Below are 14608 nucleotides of genomic sequence, written 5' to 3'. Positions count from 1 at the left end.
AATTAATGATTTCCACACAAACTCCTCCGATAACCATAAAAATATCAGGAAAGACTTGACGGGAAAGTGTGAGTGCGGTACTAATTTGTTAACCAAATTTTGTGGAATGTATAACAATGACATTACGTTTTTCTCTCCTGCTGAGCCTCCTTCTTATCGTGAACAAAACGCGCGGGTAGCCAGTGTCTGAAAAACACCACTAAGAATTTTCTTAAAGCCCGCATCGAGATGCGGGCTTTTTTATATCAATCGAACAGGACGTAAACGATTAACCTGTACAGAGAGGAAGCAAATATGAATGACCAGGTAATTATCTTTGACACTACGTTGCGTGACGGCGAACAAGCACTTTCAGCAAGCTTGACAGTAAAAGAAAAACTGCAAATCGCTTTCGCTCTCGAACGTTTAGGTGTCGATGTTATCGAGGCAGGCTTCCCAATTTCATCGCCAGGTGATTTTGAGTCTGTACAGACCATCGCGAAACACATCAAAAACAGTCGCATTTGCGCGCTATCACGAGCGGTAGCCAAAGACATTGATGCTGCAGCAGAGGCACTAAAAGTTGCTGACGCCTTCCGTATTCACACGTTTATCTCTACGTCTACTGTACATGTTCAAGACAAGCTGCGCCGCAGCTATGATGATGTGGTTGAAATGGCCGTACAAGCCGTAAAGCATGCACGTAACTACACCGATGACGTTGAGTTTTCTTGTGAAGATGCGGGTCGTACCCCTATCGACAACCTATGTCGCATGGTTGAAGCCGCCATCAATGCCGGCGCTAAAACGATTAATATTCCAGACACGGTTGGCTACACCGTACCGAATGAGTTTGGCGGCATTATCCAAACCCTATTTAATCGCGTGCCAAACATCGATAAAGCCATCATTTCTGTGCACTGCCACGATGATTTAGGAATGTCCGTTGCTAACTCCATTGCCGCCGTTCAGGCAGGAGCACGTCAAATTGAGGGCACCATCAATGGCATAGGCGAACGCGCGGGTAACTGCTCTCTTGAAGAAGTTGCAATGATCATCAAAACGCGCCAAGAATTACTAGGTGTACATACTGGACTTAATCATCAAGAGCTTCACCGTACCAGTAAGCTAGTAAGCCAATTGTGTAATATGCCTATTCAAGACAACAAAGCGATTGTCGGTGCAAACGCATTTAGCCACTCCTCTGGCATCCACCAAGATGGTATGTTGAAGAACAAAAACACCTACGAGATCATGACACCTGAGTCTATTGGTCTTAAAAACAAAGCGCTAAACCTAACCAGTCGCAGCGGTCGCGCAGCGGTTAAGAGCCACATGGATTCAATGGGCTACAACCCAGAAGAATACAACTTAGACGCTTTATATGCTGATTTCTTGAAACTTGCAGACCGTAAGGGCCAGGTCTTTGATTATGACTTAGAAGCCCTAATGCACTTTTCTAATCTGCGCGAAGAAGATGATTTCTATAAACTGAACTATCTAAGCGTGCAATCTGGTAGCGTGATGGCAACCACCAGCATCAAGATCCAGTGTGGCGAAGAAGAGCAATGTGAAGCTGCTGTGGGCAATGGTCCGGTTGACGCTCTTTACCAATGCATTTACCGTGTAACTGGATACGATATTGTTCTAGACAAATTTGATTTGACGGCAAAAGGTGAAGGCGAGGATGGCTTAGGTCAAGCTGACATCATTGCGAATTACAAGGGTCGAAAATACCACGGAACCGGTGTATCAACCGATATTGTAGAGGCATCAGGCCAAGCCTTACTGCACGTTATCAACAGTATCCACCGTGCGAACCAAGTAGAAGAAATCAAACAGAAAAAAGTAGAGACCGTGTAATTATTAGGCGCTCTATAGAAAACACAACATATTGAAAATAAATAATTTATAGCAATTACAAACCGTAAGGAACAGGACACCATGGCAGGCACATATAAGATTGCAGTATTACCAGGCGACGGCATTGGACCAGAAGTAATGGCTCAAGCACATAAAGTATTGGATGCAATTGAAGCAAAGCACAGCATTACGTTTGAATGCGAAGAATTTGATGTTGGCGGTATCGCGATTGATAACCATGGCTGTCCGCTTCCAGAAGATACCGTTAAAGGCTGTGAAAACTCGAACGCGATCTTGTTTGGTTCGGTCGGCGGTCCTAAGTGGGAGCACCTAGCACCAAACGATCAACCAGAGCGTGGTGCTTTACTTCCCTTACGTAAGCACTTCCAACTTTTCTGCAACCTGCGCCCTGCAAAGATCCATGCTGGATTAGAGGACTTTTCACCGCTACGTGCTGACATTTCAGCAAATGGTTTTGATATTGTTGTCGTACGCGAGCTAACGGGTGGCATCTACTTTGGCCAACCTAAAGGTCGTGAAGGGGAAGGACCAACAGAAAAAGCGTTTGATACTGAGGTATACCACCGCTATGAAATCGAACGTATTGCCAAGATTGCGTTTGAGTCAGCCCGTCTGCGCAATAAAAATGTCTACTCCATCGATAAAGCTAACGTGCTGCAAAGCTCTATTTTATGGCGTGAAGTCGTGGAAGAAGTCGCTAAAGATTACCCCGACGTAAAACTCAACCATATGTACATCGACAATGCGACGATGCAATTGATTAAAGACCCGTCACAATTCGATATCATGCTTTGCTCAAACATCTTTGGTGACATTATCTCAGATGAGTGCGCCATGATTACAGGTTCAATGGGCATGTTGCCATCAGCAAGCCTAAATGAAAGTCAATTTGGTCTGTATGAACCCGCAGGCGGTTCGGCGCCGGACATCGCAGGCAAAAACATTGCGAATCCTGTCGCACAAATTTTATCCGCCGCCTTGATGCTTCGTTATAGCCTAGGGGAAGAAGCGGCCGCTCAAGATATCGAAGCAGCAGTAAGCAAAGCACTTTCAGCAGGCGAGCTAACAGCGGATTTATCAGGTGATAAGCCAGCGTTGAGCACCTCTGAAATGGGTGACAAGATCGCCAGCTATATTACCAATGCATAAGTAACGACCTGACACATAATAAGAATACCCTGCTTGCGCTAAGCCATTATTAGCGCAAGACCAACAGCAAGGAATTGAGCAATGTCGAAAACACTTTACGAAAAAGTCTACGATGCGCACATCGCCGTAGAAGCCGAAGGTGAAAACCCAATCCTTTATATCGATCGCCATTTGGTGCACGAAGTGACCTCACCACAAGCCTTTGATGGGCTGCGTGAAAAAGGCCGTCAAGTTCGTCAAATCGGTAAGACTTTTGCGACCATGGATCACAACGTCTCAACGACAACCAAAGACATTAACGCCTCAGGTGAGATGGCTCGAATCCAGATGGAAACGCTCTCTAAAAACTGTGAGGAGTTTGGGGTCACTCTGTATGATCTAAACCACAAATACCAAGGCATTGTGCATGTTATGGGGCCTGAGCTTGGCATTACCCTACCCGCAATGACCATTGTTTGTGGCGACTCGCACACTGCAACGCATGGCGCTTTTGGTTCCCTTGCGTTCGGTATTGGTACCTCTGAGGTTGAACACGTACTGGCAACACAAACCCTAAAACAATCTCGTGCTAAGACAATGAAGATTGAAGTTAAAGGTAAGGTTGCACCCGGCGTGACGGCAAAAGACATCGTCTTGGCCATCATTGGCAAAACGACAGCAGCAGGCGGCACTGGCTACGTTGTAGAATTCTGTGGTGAAGCGATTACCGACCTTTCAATGGAAGGCCGCATGACCGTGTGTAATATGGCAATTGAACTCGGCGCCAAAGCCGGTCTTATTGCGCCTGACGAGACGACGCTAAACTACATCAAAGGCCGTAAATTTGCCCCACAAGGCGCAGATTGGGACGCGGCAGTAGAGTACTGGAATACGTTTAAAAGCGACGACGATGCGACATTCGATGCCGTGGTCACCCTAAATGGTGCCGATATCAAACCGCAAGTAACTTGGGGCACCAACCCAGGTCAAGTGATCGCCGTTGACCAACCTATCCCTGATCCTAGTAATTTTGCAGATCCAGTTGAAAAAATATCCGCAGAAAAAGCACTCGCCTATATGGGCCTAGAAGCCGGTAAGTCACTGACCGATTACAACGTCGATAAGGTCTTTGTCGGTTCATGTACTAACTCTCGTATCGAAGATATGCGTGCCGCTGCTGCGATAGCTAAGGGACGTAGTGTCGCCTCTCATGTTCAAGCACTGATTGTACCGGGCTCGGAACAGGTAAAAGCACAAGCAGAAGCAGAAGGCTTAGATGTCATCTTTAAAGAAGCTGGCTTTGAATGGCGCTTACCGGGATGTTCCATGTGTTTAGCGATGAACAACGACCGTCTAGGTCCTCAAGAGCGCTGCGCATCAACCAGCAACCGTAACTTTGAAGGCCGCCAAGGTCGAGATGGTCGTACGCATCTAGTTAGCCCGGCAATGGCCGCTGCTGCCGCGATTGCTGGTCATTTTGTTGATATCAGAGAATTGGACTAATAAGGAATTACACATGACAGGTTTTAAACAGCACACCGGATTAGTCGTCCCTTTGGATATCGCGAATATTGATACCGATGCGATCATTCCGAAGCAATTTCTACAAAAAGTGACGCGTACTGGGTTTGGTCAGCACCTCTTCAACGACTGGCGCTTTCTCGATAATGAGGGTCAACAACCAAACCCTGAATTCATCATGAATGCCCCTCGCTACCAAGGTGCGAGTATTTTGCTTGCACGCGAAAACTTTGGCTGTGGTTCATCTCGAGAACACGCACCATGGGCGTTGGCCGATTATGGTATTCAAGTCATGATAGCCCCGAGTTTCGCTGATATTTTTTACGGCAACTCGATCAACAACCAGATGATCCCTGTTCGCCTGACGGAACAAGAGGTGGATGAGTTGTTCACTTTTGTTGCCGACAATGAGGGTGCGGAGGTCACCGTCGATCTCGAGTCTATGACGGTTAAGGCGAATGGCAAAGTATACCAATTCGAGATTGATGAATTCCGTCGTCACTGTCTATTAAACGGCCTTGATAATATCGGTTTAACCCTTCAACACGCTGATAAAATCGCGGCGTACGAAGCTCAGATCCCGAGCTTTTTGAAGTAATTTATCAGCCATTAACCAGTATGATCCCGGACCTTGTGCCGGGATTTTTTATACGAATAAACAACGCTGCCATCGCCTCACCCTTTCAGCGTCTAAACTCCTCTCTGTACGACTAAAAATATCAACGTGACTCCATTTAATTTGAGTGCTTTTTTTGCTCACATTGAAAGAAAATCGCTTTAAATTGGGTCTTTTAAAATATCGCTCTCAATACGGACATGCTGACTATGACTCGACTGTTATCGCTTCTTATTCTTTTCCTTGCCACTAATGTGATCGCCGCACCCAAGTCCGAACTTTGGGCATTCTGGAATGTCAGTAATGAAGCCAATAGCCAGGTGGTTTCTCATCAACAATGGCAAACGTTTTTGGACCGCTATCTCGTTAGCGAGGGCGACAATACACTGCTGCGTTACGTTCGAGTGTCTTCCAATGACAAGCAAAATCTCAAGCAATACATTGCACAATTAGCTGAAATGGATCCCAAGCAGCTAAACAAAGCCGAGCAATACGCGTACTGGGTGAATTTATATAACGCGATTACCGTTGACCTTATCCTTGATAATTATCCAACAAAATCGATTACCAAGCTCGGTGGACTGTTTAGCTTTGGACCATGGGGAGATGATGTCGTCACCATCTCAGGTAAGGCACTCACACTAAATGATATTGAGCATCGAATCCTTCGCCCAATATGGAATGACCCGCGCACGCATTACGCGGTGAATTGTGCCAGCCTCGGTTGCCCAAACCTTCAACCACAAGCGTTTACTTCTATGAATACGGATGTACTTCTCGAACAAGCAGCAACGCAATTTATCAACAGCGACAAAGGCGTCAACCTACAATCAAGCAAGGCGACGCTCTCTTCTATTTATGAATGGTTTGTGAGTGACTTTGCCGCTGATGGTGGTGTAAACGCGCACATTAGTCAGTATCGCCCGGAGTTTGAAACTTATAAAGGAAAGGTTGATTACGACTATAATTGGGATCTCAATGCTAAATAGCCTCATCCCACACCGTACGGAGCAGGCAGCACAAAGCGGATAGAATCAATATCGCATCTTAGCGCTGCCGTTTTAGTAAGCGGATGAATTAAAAGCTTGATCCCGGTTGTGTCAAAAACGCCCGTTCTTCCGAGGTCGACTCCCGTCCCAAGATCTCATTACGGTGCGGGTAACGACCAAACTGTTCAATAATCGCTTTGTGGCGCAATTCAAAATCGAGAGTAGATTCTACGCCATTGTCGGTAAACAGTCGTACCGCATGCTCGTGAATCTTTAACGACTCACTGTGCATGAAGGGCATGTAAAGAAAAGTACGTTCGTTGGCGGGAAGATCTTTATCTAACCCTAACGCAATGCACTCTTGAGCAAGCACCAACGCGACCGTGTCAGAAGAAAAAGCCCCCGGTTTCCCTCGATACAAGTTTCGAGAGAATTGATCCAAAACAATGACCTCTGCCAAACGGCCTTGGGCGTTGGTGCGCCATGATTGCAGCCCGCCCGCTGCCGCTATGGTATGAGTATGGCTAAATCGATCCGCGATCAAACTATCAATCTCGCTCGCTCCCGAAAACCAATCACTTGCACTAAGTTCTTCAAACCAAAACGATAATACATCCTTGTATTCCATCATTATTTAAAACCTTTCGCTTTCTTAATTAAGTCATAGGCTGTTTGAATTTCTTGCGATTTTTCTTTTGCCACATTCATCATTTCTGGTGGCAAGCCTTTCGCCATAAGCTTATCGGGGTGATGTTCATTCATTAGCTTGCGGTGGGCACGTTTTAACGTTTTCGCATCCGCCGATTCGTCTACGCCAAGTACATTATAGGCATCAGAAAGCTGAGAAGCACTGCTCGCTTGTTGCCAACCGCCGGATTGACCGCCTTGATATTGGCCGCCCCCTTGTTGGAAACGAAATGCCGCCTCTTGCATGCGCAGTCGTTGTTCCAGCTGCTCAGCAGAAAAACCTAATCCTTTTGCAATTCGATGCAGTACATCTCGCTCGCTCGGATGAATACTGCCATCAGCAAACGCGGCTGATATCTGCAGCTCTAAAAAGAATTGCAATAAATCATGGCGACCGCCAGACGAGATCCTGACCTTGTCGAGAATACGGTCGAGAGGAAAGTCGGCTTCTTTACCTTCTCTAAAGGCATTCTGAGCTTGTTTTTTTTGCTCACTATTAAGGTTCATGCGATCCATCATGATGGTCGCAAGCTGAATCTCCTCGGCCGTAACCTGGCCTTTAGCTTTAGCAACATGCCCCATGACGGAGTACGCCGAATTCAGAAACTCTTGTTGGCGCTCTTCTTGGTTGACACCGCCAAAGCCCCCGCGATTAAACCCGCCACGGTTGATTCGCCTGGCTTTATCAAACTGATGCCCCAGAAACAATCCAAACAAAGCACCCAGTGCTCCGCCGAACAGCATGCCAAAGAATACACCTAAAATTTTTCCAATCATTTGTATTATGTGCTCTCTATCTATGAATTTTTGCGTTGATTCGCAGTCTACTAGTGTCTGTAAGGTCAATTTCCTTTATGATAGGAACCGTCTTATATACGATTCAATATCAATCGAATTCAATAGAATGAATCAAGTTAAACAGGATAGTACAACTCGATGTCACGTTATTCACGCTCATATCTAGCGGCCTCTATTGCTGCTGCGCTGCTCGCGTCTTACGCACACGCCGAAGATACATCGACAAATAAAGGGCAAAGTATGCCACCAACAGACCAGTGCTCTGTTGATACTGCCCAAAGTTCCGACTCCAATCAAGAGCCAATCAACATTGAAGCAAACTCATTAGAGGCGATCAATGGCAAACGTGCGACCTATAAAGGTGACGTTGTGGTGGTTCAGGGCAATAAAACCATTACTGCCGACAGCGTGACGCTGCATCAGGATGAAAATATCGTCGTGGCGGAAGGAAACGTCACCCTAGAAGACGGGCAACTAAAAACCGTCTCCGATAAAATCACCAATAATCTCAACAAAGATGAAATCACAGCTGAAAATAGCACCTATAAAATGCTATGTGGCGGCGGCCGTGGTGAAGCAGTCTATGTCTCTAAAACGGGCAAATCGATGTATCAAATCGAGGACGGCTCAATTACTACCTGTCCAGAGGATGACAATTCTTGGCGATTTCTTGCCGACGATATAAAAGTCGACCAAGAAGCCGAGGTCGCAACCCTATACGGCAGCCGTGTAGAGGTGAAGGATGTCCCTATCTTCTATATGCCTTATATGAGCATGCCAATCAGTGGTAAAAGAAAGACTGGCGTCTTGTTCCCATCATTATCTTTGGGGTCAAAAAACGGTCTTGAATTACAGGTTCCTGTCTATTGGAATCTTGCACCAAACTACGACCTACTGACCACGTTCCACTATATGCAGACACGTGGACTCCAACTCAAAGGTAATCTTCGCTATCTCACCGGAACCAGTAATGGAACACTGGATGCCGAATATTTAGCGAACGATGACAAATACCCTGAATATGGTGATCGCTGGGCTGTCCAGTATAAAAATAACAGTCGTTTTGGTGAGCATTGGAAGCTAGACCTTGACTACTCCCAAGTCAGTGACAACGACTACTTTCAAGACTTAGACTCCAGCGTAGGTAGTCGCTCTGAAGGGCAGCTATCTCAAAAGGGCAGTCTCGGTTACCGTGACAAGTATTGGGATGCGGCGCTCACCGTGCAAGATTTCCAAATTCTGGTTGACGACACCAAGCCTTACCAATTGATGCCTCAATTCGAATTTAACTACTATCGTCCCGATATTTACAGCACCGTCAACTTTGACATGGTGAGCCATATTTCTAGGTTTGAGACTGACGACGAAGACAAACCTTCAGCAACACGTGTACACATTGAACCAGGTTTCACGCTGCCTTTATCAAACACTTGGGGCACATGGACCACTGAAGCGCGCTACATGCTGACTCATTATCAACAAGATCTAGACGGTCGTGACCCAACTGTTGTCGCCGATTTAGACGAAACAGTCACGCGGTCACTTCCTGAATTTAGAACTCATGCAGGTGTGGTGCTCGAGCGTGATACGGCCTTTATAAAAGGCTATACACAAACCCTGGAACCGCAAATTCAGTACCTGTATGTACCAGAGGTTGATCAAAGCAACATCTACAATTACGATACCACATTGCTTCAAACCGATTACTACGGCCTGTTCCGTAGCCGCCGATACAGTGGTGTCGATAAGATTGCAGCGGCCAATCAGATCAGCTACGGTGCTACATCGCGTTTTTATGATGATGGACAAAAAGAACGCCTTGCGATCTCATTTGGTCAAATTTACTACCTAGACGTGGCCAATAAAAACCCAAACACCTCTAATGATGATGCCAATTCGAACTACTCATCGTGGGCGGTAGAAACAGACTTTATCTATAATGACCGCATCTCCTACCATGGAGGCGTTCAATACGATATCGACTCTTCAGCCGTGTCTCTCGCCAATAGTGCGATTGAATACCGCATTCAAGATGACTTTATTCAAGCGAACTACCGTTATGTCACCAAAGAATATATCGAGAGTGTTAATAGCTATACCACGGATGAACTTGATAAACTGACAAGAAGCGGCATTAACCAAGTCGGCTTTATGGGCGGCTACCAAGTGAATAAAAACTGGATAGCAACCGGACAGTATTACTACGACATGACCGAAAAAGTGTCCGTCGAATGGCTAGCGAAACTCGAATACCACTCCGACTGTTGGTATCTCGGTGTAGACTACAGCCGACAATTAAGAAGTTGGGAGTCAGGCATTGTTGGTATCGGCGGTGCAAACTTCGAAGATAATGTTCGCTTGAGCTTTGGTATTACCGGACTTGGCGGCAGTTCAAAAGCACCTGAGCCACCTAACGGTAACGCCCTGAAGTATGGCCGACCATTTATTCTAAATGACTAAGCCTCACTCACTAGGATCACGTAACAAAGTCATACTAGGAACTTTATACGCTTCATCGACTCTTAGTCACATAACGACAGTTGGTGAAGTTTACATTAGGAATATCGATGAAATTAACAAGTAAGATTCTCTCTTCCCTTTTACTCGCAGCCGTGACGCTGAGCGCCTTTGCTGCACCAGTAGAACTAGATCGAGTGCGTATCGTGGTTAACGATGGCGTAATTTTACAAAGCGACATTGATTCAGCGACTAAAACGCTCTTCGCCAATGCGAAGAAAAATAATCAAGAATTGCCGTCACAAGACATCATACAAGAGCAAATCCTAGATAAATTGATTCTTGAGAAACTTCAACTTCAAGAAGCAGAACGAATTGGTGTTCGGATTGATGATAATCGCCTTGAGGATACCCTTAAAGACATCGCTAAAAACAACAAACAAACAGTAGAAGAGTTACGTCAAACTGTCACGGAAGAAGGGTTAAGTTGGGGCTCTTTTCGTGAACAGATTCGTGATGAGATTGCGGCCAGTGAGGCTCGCAACGCGATGGTCAGGCAACGTATTAATATTTTACCAGCAGAGGTGGATAACCTAGCTGAAATCTTAGCGCAAGAAAGCAACGCCACAGTAACCTATAAAATTCGTCATATCCAACTACGTTTTAACGATGGCGAAGATAAAAACGAAGTCGAAGCACAAGCCAAAGATATCGTGGCCAAACTCAATAATGGTGAAGATTTTTCAACCATGGCTTATACCTACTCAAAAGGCCCAAAAGCACTTGAGGGTGGTGATTGGGGTTGGATGCGTAAAGAAGAGATGCCCACCATTTTTGCAGACCAAATCAAAATGCAGACAAAAGGTAGCATCATTGGTCCATTTCGCAGTGGCGTCGGTTTCCACATTTTAAAGATTGAAGATGTCAAAGGCCTAGAAACCGTGTCGGTTACCGAGGTTAATGCGCGCCATATCCTAATCAAACCAACCGTTATTTTAAGTGATGAAGGCGTCAAGCGTGCCCTCAACAGTTATATCCAGAAGATTCAATCCGGTGAGGCCACCTTTGCCGAATTAGCAGAACAATACAGTGCTGACCCAGGCTCTGCGGCGCAAGGTGGTGAGTTAGGTTACCAAACCCCTGAGCTGTATGTCCCTGAGTTTAAACATCAGGTAGAAACACTGCCTATTGGTCAAATTAGTGCACCATTTAAAACCGTGCATGGCTGGCATATTGTCGAAGTCCTTGACCGACGTGAAGTAGACAAAACAGGCTCAGCAATGCAAAACCGAGCGTATCGCATCTTATTCAATCGTAAGTTTAATGAAGAAGCCTCCGCTTGGATGCAAGAGATTCGAGCCAGTGCATTTGTTGAAATGATAACGGACGAGGAAGATGACGATGCCAGCAACTAGCGAAGTAAATGCCACGTTGCGCGAGACAAGACGAATCCTTGTCACGGCAGGTGAACCTGCTGGGATTGGTCCCGACCTCGTGGTTGCCTTGTCACAAAGGGAATGGCCCTATCAAATCGTCATCTGTGCGGATAAAACGCTCATTACAGAACGCGCTAAGCAGCTAGATACGCCTCTCGAGCTTCTCGACTACGACCCGGCTTGTCATGATACGCATAAAGCGGGCACCCTGGTTGTTTTGCATGAACCACTTGCTACTTCCGTTCAAGCAGGAAAGCTTGATCCGTCAAACGGCCAATACGTATTAAATACGCTAGAAAAAGCAGCAAAAGGCTGTATGAACGGGGAATTTGATGCTATTGTCACCGGCCCTGTGCATAAAGGGGTGATCAACCGCGCTGGCGTGAGTTTTAGTGGTCATACTGAGTTCTTTGCAGAGGTGTCAAATACACCGCTTGTTGTTATGATGCTCGCGACTGAAGGTCTACGAACGGCATTAGTGACAACCCATCTGCCTTTGAGTGAGGTTCCAGCCGCAATAACCGAAGAGCGCGTGGCAAGTATCGTTGATATTTTACATCACGACCTTGTCAACAAATTTGGTATTGATCATCCAACCATCTACGTGTGTGGATTAAACCCTCACGCTGGTGAAGATGGCGTTCTTGGCTCAGAAGAGATCGATACGATCACACCGACCTTAGAAAGCCTTCGTACGGAAAAAGGTTACAATCTTATTGGCCCATTACCTGCCGATACGATTTTTAATGACAAATACTTACGCGATGCAGACGCTGTTTTAGGTATGTATCACGATCAAGTCCTCCCAGTACTTAAATACAAGGGCTTTGGTCGTTCAGTTAATATCACACTTGGTCTACCCTTTATAAGGACGTCGGTTGATCATGGCACTGCTTTAGATCTCGCAGGCACAGGCCTTGCAGATTTTGGCAGCTTTGAGACAGCATTAGCATACGCGATAGAATTAGTAGAGAGCAGACAATGAAAAATGATGTCCACTTAGGGCACAAAGCGAAAAAGCGTTTTGGTCAGAACTTTTTGAACGACCCGTACATCATTGACGGTATCGTATCATCGATCAATCCGCGACCAGGACAAAACTTGGTTGAGATTGGCCCTGGTCTTGGCGCAATTACAGAACCCGTTGGTAGAGAAGTCGATAAGTTCACTGTTATTGAGCTCGACCGTGACTTGGCTGCGCGACTACGTAATCACCCAGAACTTGCTGATAAGCTCACGATACATGAAGGCGACGCGATGCGTTTCGACTTCAACCAATTAGTGAAGCCAAACAACAAGCTGCGTATATTCGGTAATCTACCATACAATATCTCAACGCCGCTGATGTTCCATCTTTTTGAATTTCATAAAGACATTCAAGACATGCACTTCATGCTGCAGAAAGAAGTCGTCAACCGTCTTGCGGCAGGCCCTGGTAGCAAAGCCTATGGTCGCTTAACCGTTATGGCACAATACTACTGCAAGATTGTTCCTGTTCTAGAGGTTCCACCAACTGCATTTGTACCGCCACCAAAGGTTGATTCCGCTGTTGTTCGCTTGATGCCTTATGAGGTTCTCCCTCACCCAGCAAAGAACATTAAATGGCTAGAGCGTGTGTGCCGAGAAGGCTTTAACCAGCGTCGTAAAACTGTGCGAAACTGTTATCGCTCGTTATTATCCATAGAGGTTCTGGAAGAGTTGGGTGTCAACCCAAGTATGCGACCAGAAAACCTGACGCTTGAGCAATTTGTTGCGATGGCAAACTGGCTTGAAGACAACCATACAAACTAACCCCTCGCCTAGCACATTGTGCTAGGCGTTTTTTTAGGTAAAGGAAAGATATATGGACACTTCTTCCCCTTGTATAAAATGCCAAGTACACACTAAGTATATTGCCGAACAATCGGATCCTGACAATCATCGCTATGTCTTCGCTTATATCATAACCATCAAAAATCTCAGCAAAGAAACCGTCCAGCTGATCAGTCGCCGATGGCTTATCACCGATGCTAATGGGAAGCAAATGACCGTAGAGGGCGAAGGTGTCGTCGGTCAGCAACCTATGATTGCAGGTTATGACGAATACACCTACAGCAGCGGTACTGCAATAGAAACCCCCGTGGGTGTAATGCAGGGTCATTACATTATGTTAGATGAAAAAGGCCATGAATTTACGGCCGAAGTTGAGCCCTTTCGCCTAGCGCTTCCCAATATCCTTAACTAGTACTGCTCATTGTTGTTTTCTTTTTATTTTCAATATCTATAGGTAATGTGTGGCCAATTATATTGTCGGTGATATTCAGGGTTGTTTCGATGAACTCAAACAACTTCTTTCTACCGTTTCGTTTAATAGCAGCCTTGACACCCTTTGGGTCGCAGGAGATTTAGTCGCAAGAGGGAATAAGTCCCTTGAAACTCTGCGCTTCCTAAAAAGTCTTGGCGACTCCGCAAAGATTTGCCTTGGCAATCATGATCTTCACCTACTCGCGGTTTCTTTGGGGGTTCATCGAGTTAAATCAAAAGATAAGACCCTACCAATATTAGAAGCGGAAGATTGTACCGAGTTGCTCACTTGGCTACGTCAGCAACCGCTGCTTCTCGAGCATGATGATTTTGTTGTTTGTCATGCGGGTATTTCTCCAGACTGGACCCTTGCTATCGCGCGTGAGTGTTCACAAGAAATTGAAGACAAACTGGCCCGTGACCACTGGGAAACTCTCATAAGAAACATGTACAGCAATGAACCTGATAAATGGCATTCTGAACTAGCGGGTATAGAGCGTGATAGGTACATCATCAACGCCTTTACACGTATGCGTTTCTGCTCATACGATGGCCGCTTAGATATGGCTTGTAAATTACCACCTGAAGACATGCCAGCGAATGAACTCATTCCTTGGTTTAAGGTTCCGGCAAGGCAACCACTTGAAAAAACAGTACTGTTTGGACATTGGGCCGCACTAGGTGGTTACATGAGTGACGATGTGATTGGCTTAGATACTGGATGCGTTTGGGGAGGGACTCTCACCATGATTCGCTGGGAAGACAAAACACTATTTTCTCAAGCTGCGCTATGAAATCTAAATCTATGTAGGAGACTCGACGACAATGTT

General features: G+C 45.9%; 13 protein-coding genes. 11 read left to right on the top strand and 2 right to left on the bottom strand.

Annotation, left to right across the window (positions count from 1 at the left end; genetic code table 11):
- The first annotated feature begins 294 nt into the window (after nucleotides 1–294).
- The 5 genes from leuA to AB4405_RS05375 all read left to right on the top strand — a co-directional run bounded on the left by leuA (nucleotide 295) and on the right by AB4405_RS05375 (nucleotide 6117).
- Nucleotides 295–1842, top strand: a complete 1548-nt coding sequence (leuA, locus tag AB4405_RS05395; RefSeq protein ID WP_102469885.1) for a 2-isopropylmalate synthase — start codon at nucleotides 295–297, stop codon at nucleotides 1840–1842.
- A gap of 81 nt (nucleotides 1843–1923) precedes the next feature.
- Entirely contained in the window at nucleotides 1924–3012 is a 1089-nt protein-coding gene (gene leuB, locus AB4405_RS05390; RefSeq protein WP_372059940.1) for a 3-isopropylmalate dehydrogenase, read from the top strand.
- Between the two features lie 81 nt (nucleotides 3013–3093).
- Nucleotides 3094–4494 carry a 3-isopropylmalate dehydratase large subunit gene (leuC, locus tag AB4405_RS05385; protein ID WP_372059938.1) on the top strand — a complete coding sequence of 467 codons (1401 nt, stop codon included), beginning with the start codon at nucleotides 3094–3096 and terminating at the stop codon, nucleotides 4492–4494.
- 13 nt (nucleotides 4495–4507) lie between these two features.
- Nucleotides 4508–5110, top strand: a complete 603-nt coding sequence (gene leuD / locus AB4405_RS05380; protein WP_372059937.1) for a 3-isopropylmalate dehydratase small subunit — start codon at nucleotides 4508–4510, stop codon at nucleotides 5108–5110.
- A gap of 227 nt (nucleotides 5111–5337) precedes the next feature.
- Nucleotides 5338–6117 (top strand): DUF547 domain-containing protein, encoded by a 780-nt coding sequence (locus tag AB4405_RS05375; RefSeq protein ID WP_372059936.1) that lies wholly within the window; start codon nucleotides 5338–5340, stop codon nucleotides 6115–6117.
- A gap of 88 nt (nucleotides 6118–6205) precedes the next feature.
- On the opposite strand, the gene AB4405_RS05370 is transcribed toward AB4405_RS05375, so the two are convergent.
- A complete protein-coding gene (locus AB4405_RS05370; protein WP_372059967.1) occupies nucleotides 6206–6751 on the bottom strand; it encodes a DUF924 family protein in 546 nt (181 codons plus the stop codon).
- Nucleotides 6748–7587, bottom strand: coding sequence for a co-chaperone DjlA (gene djlA / locus AB4405_RS05365; RefSeq protein WP_102469959.1), 840 nt, complete (start codon nucleotides 7585–7587; stop codon nucleotides 6748–6750). The genes AB4405_RS05370 and djlA overlap by 4 nt, the downstream gene beginning before the upstream one ends.
- Nucleotides 7588–7740: 153 nt before the next feature.
- Here djlA and lptD point away from each other — a divergent pair, with 153 nt between their 5' ends.
- The 6 genes from lptD (at nucleotide 7741) to AB4405_RS05335 (ending at nucleotide 14572) form a co-directional block, all read left to right on the top strand.
- The gene (gene lptD / locus AB4405_RS05360) at nucleotides 7741–10062 is read left to right on the top strand and encodes an LPS assembly protein LptD (RefSeq protein ID WP_372059935.1); all 2322 of its coding nucleotides are present in this window, start codon (nucleotides 7741–7743) and stop codon (nucleotides 10060–10062) included.
- A 107-nt stretch (nucleotides 10063–10169) separates the two neighbouring features.
- A complete protein-coding gene (gene surA, locus AB4405_RS05355; protein ID WP_372059934.1) occupies nucleotides 10170–11474 on the top strand; it encodes a peptidylprolyl isomerase SurA in 1305 nt (434 codons plus the stop codon).
- The gene (gene pdxA, locus AB4405_RS05350) at nucleotides 11461–12480 is read left to right on the top strand and encodes a 4-hydroxythreonine-4-phosphate dehydrogenase PdxA (RefSeq protein ID WP_372059933.1); all 1020 of its coding nucleotides are present in this window, start codon (nucleotides 11461–11463) and stop codon (nucleotides 12478–12480) included. The genes surA and pdxA overlap by 14 nt, the downstream gene beginning before the upstream one ends.
- Complete coding sequence (rsmA, locus tag AB4405_RS05345) at nucleotides 12477–13286, top strand: 16S rRNA (adenine(1518)-N(6)/adenine(1519)-N(6))-dimethyltransferase RsmA (RefSeq protein ID WP_102469876.1); 810 nt, start codon at nucleotides 12477–12479, stop codon at nucleotides 13284–13286. Before pdxA ends, rsmA begins: the two co-directional genes overlap by 4 nt.
- 52 nt (nucleotides 13287–13338) lie before the next feature.
- Nucleotides 13339–13719 (top strand): Co2+/Mg2+ efflux protein ApaG, encoded by a 381-nt coding sequence (gene apaG / locus AB4405_RS05340; RefSeq protein WP_372059932.1) that lies wholly within the window; start codon nucleotides 13339–13341, stop codon nucleotides 13717–13719.
- Nucleotides 13720–13768: 49 nt separating this feature from the next.
- Complete coding sequence (locus tag AB4405_RS05335; RefSeq protein ID WP_372059931.1) at nucleotides 13769–14572, top strand: symmetrical bis(5'-nucleosyl)-tetraphosphatase; 804 nt, start codon at nucleotides 13769–13771, stop codon at nucleotides 14570–14572.
- Nucleotides 14573–14608 lie beyond the last annotated feature (36 nt).

The organism is Vibrio sp. 10N.261.51.F12 (genome assembly GCF_041471725.1).
Classification (GTDB): domain Bacteria; phylum Pseudomonadota; class Gammaproteobacteria; order Enterobacterales; family Vibrionaceae; genus Vibrio.
Note: the sequence above shows the minus strand (reverse complement) of the source record. Positions and strands in the feature narration are given on the sequence as shown.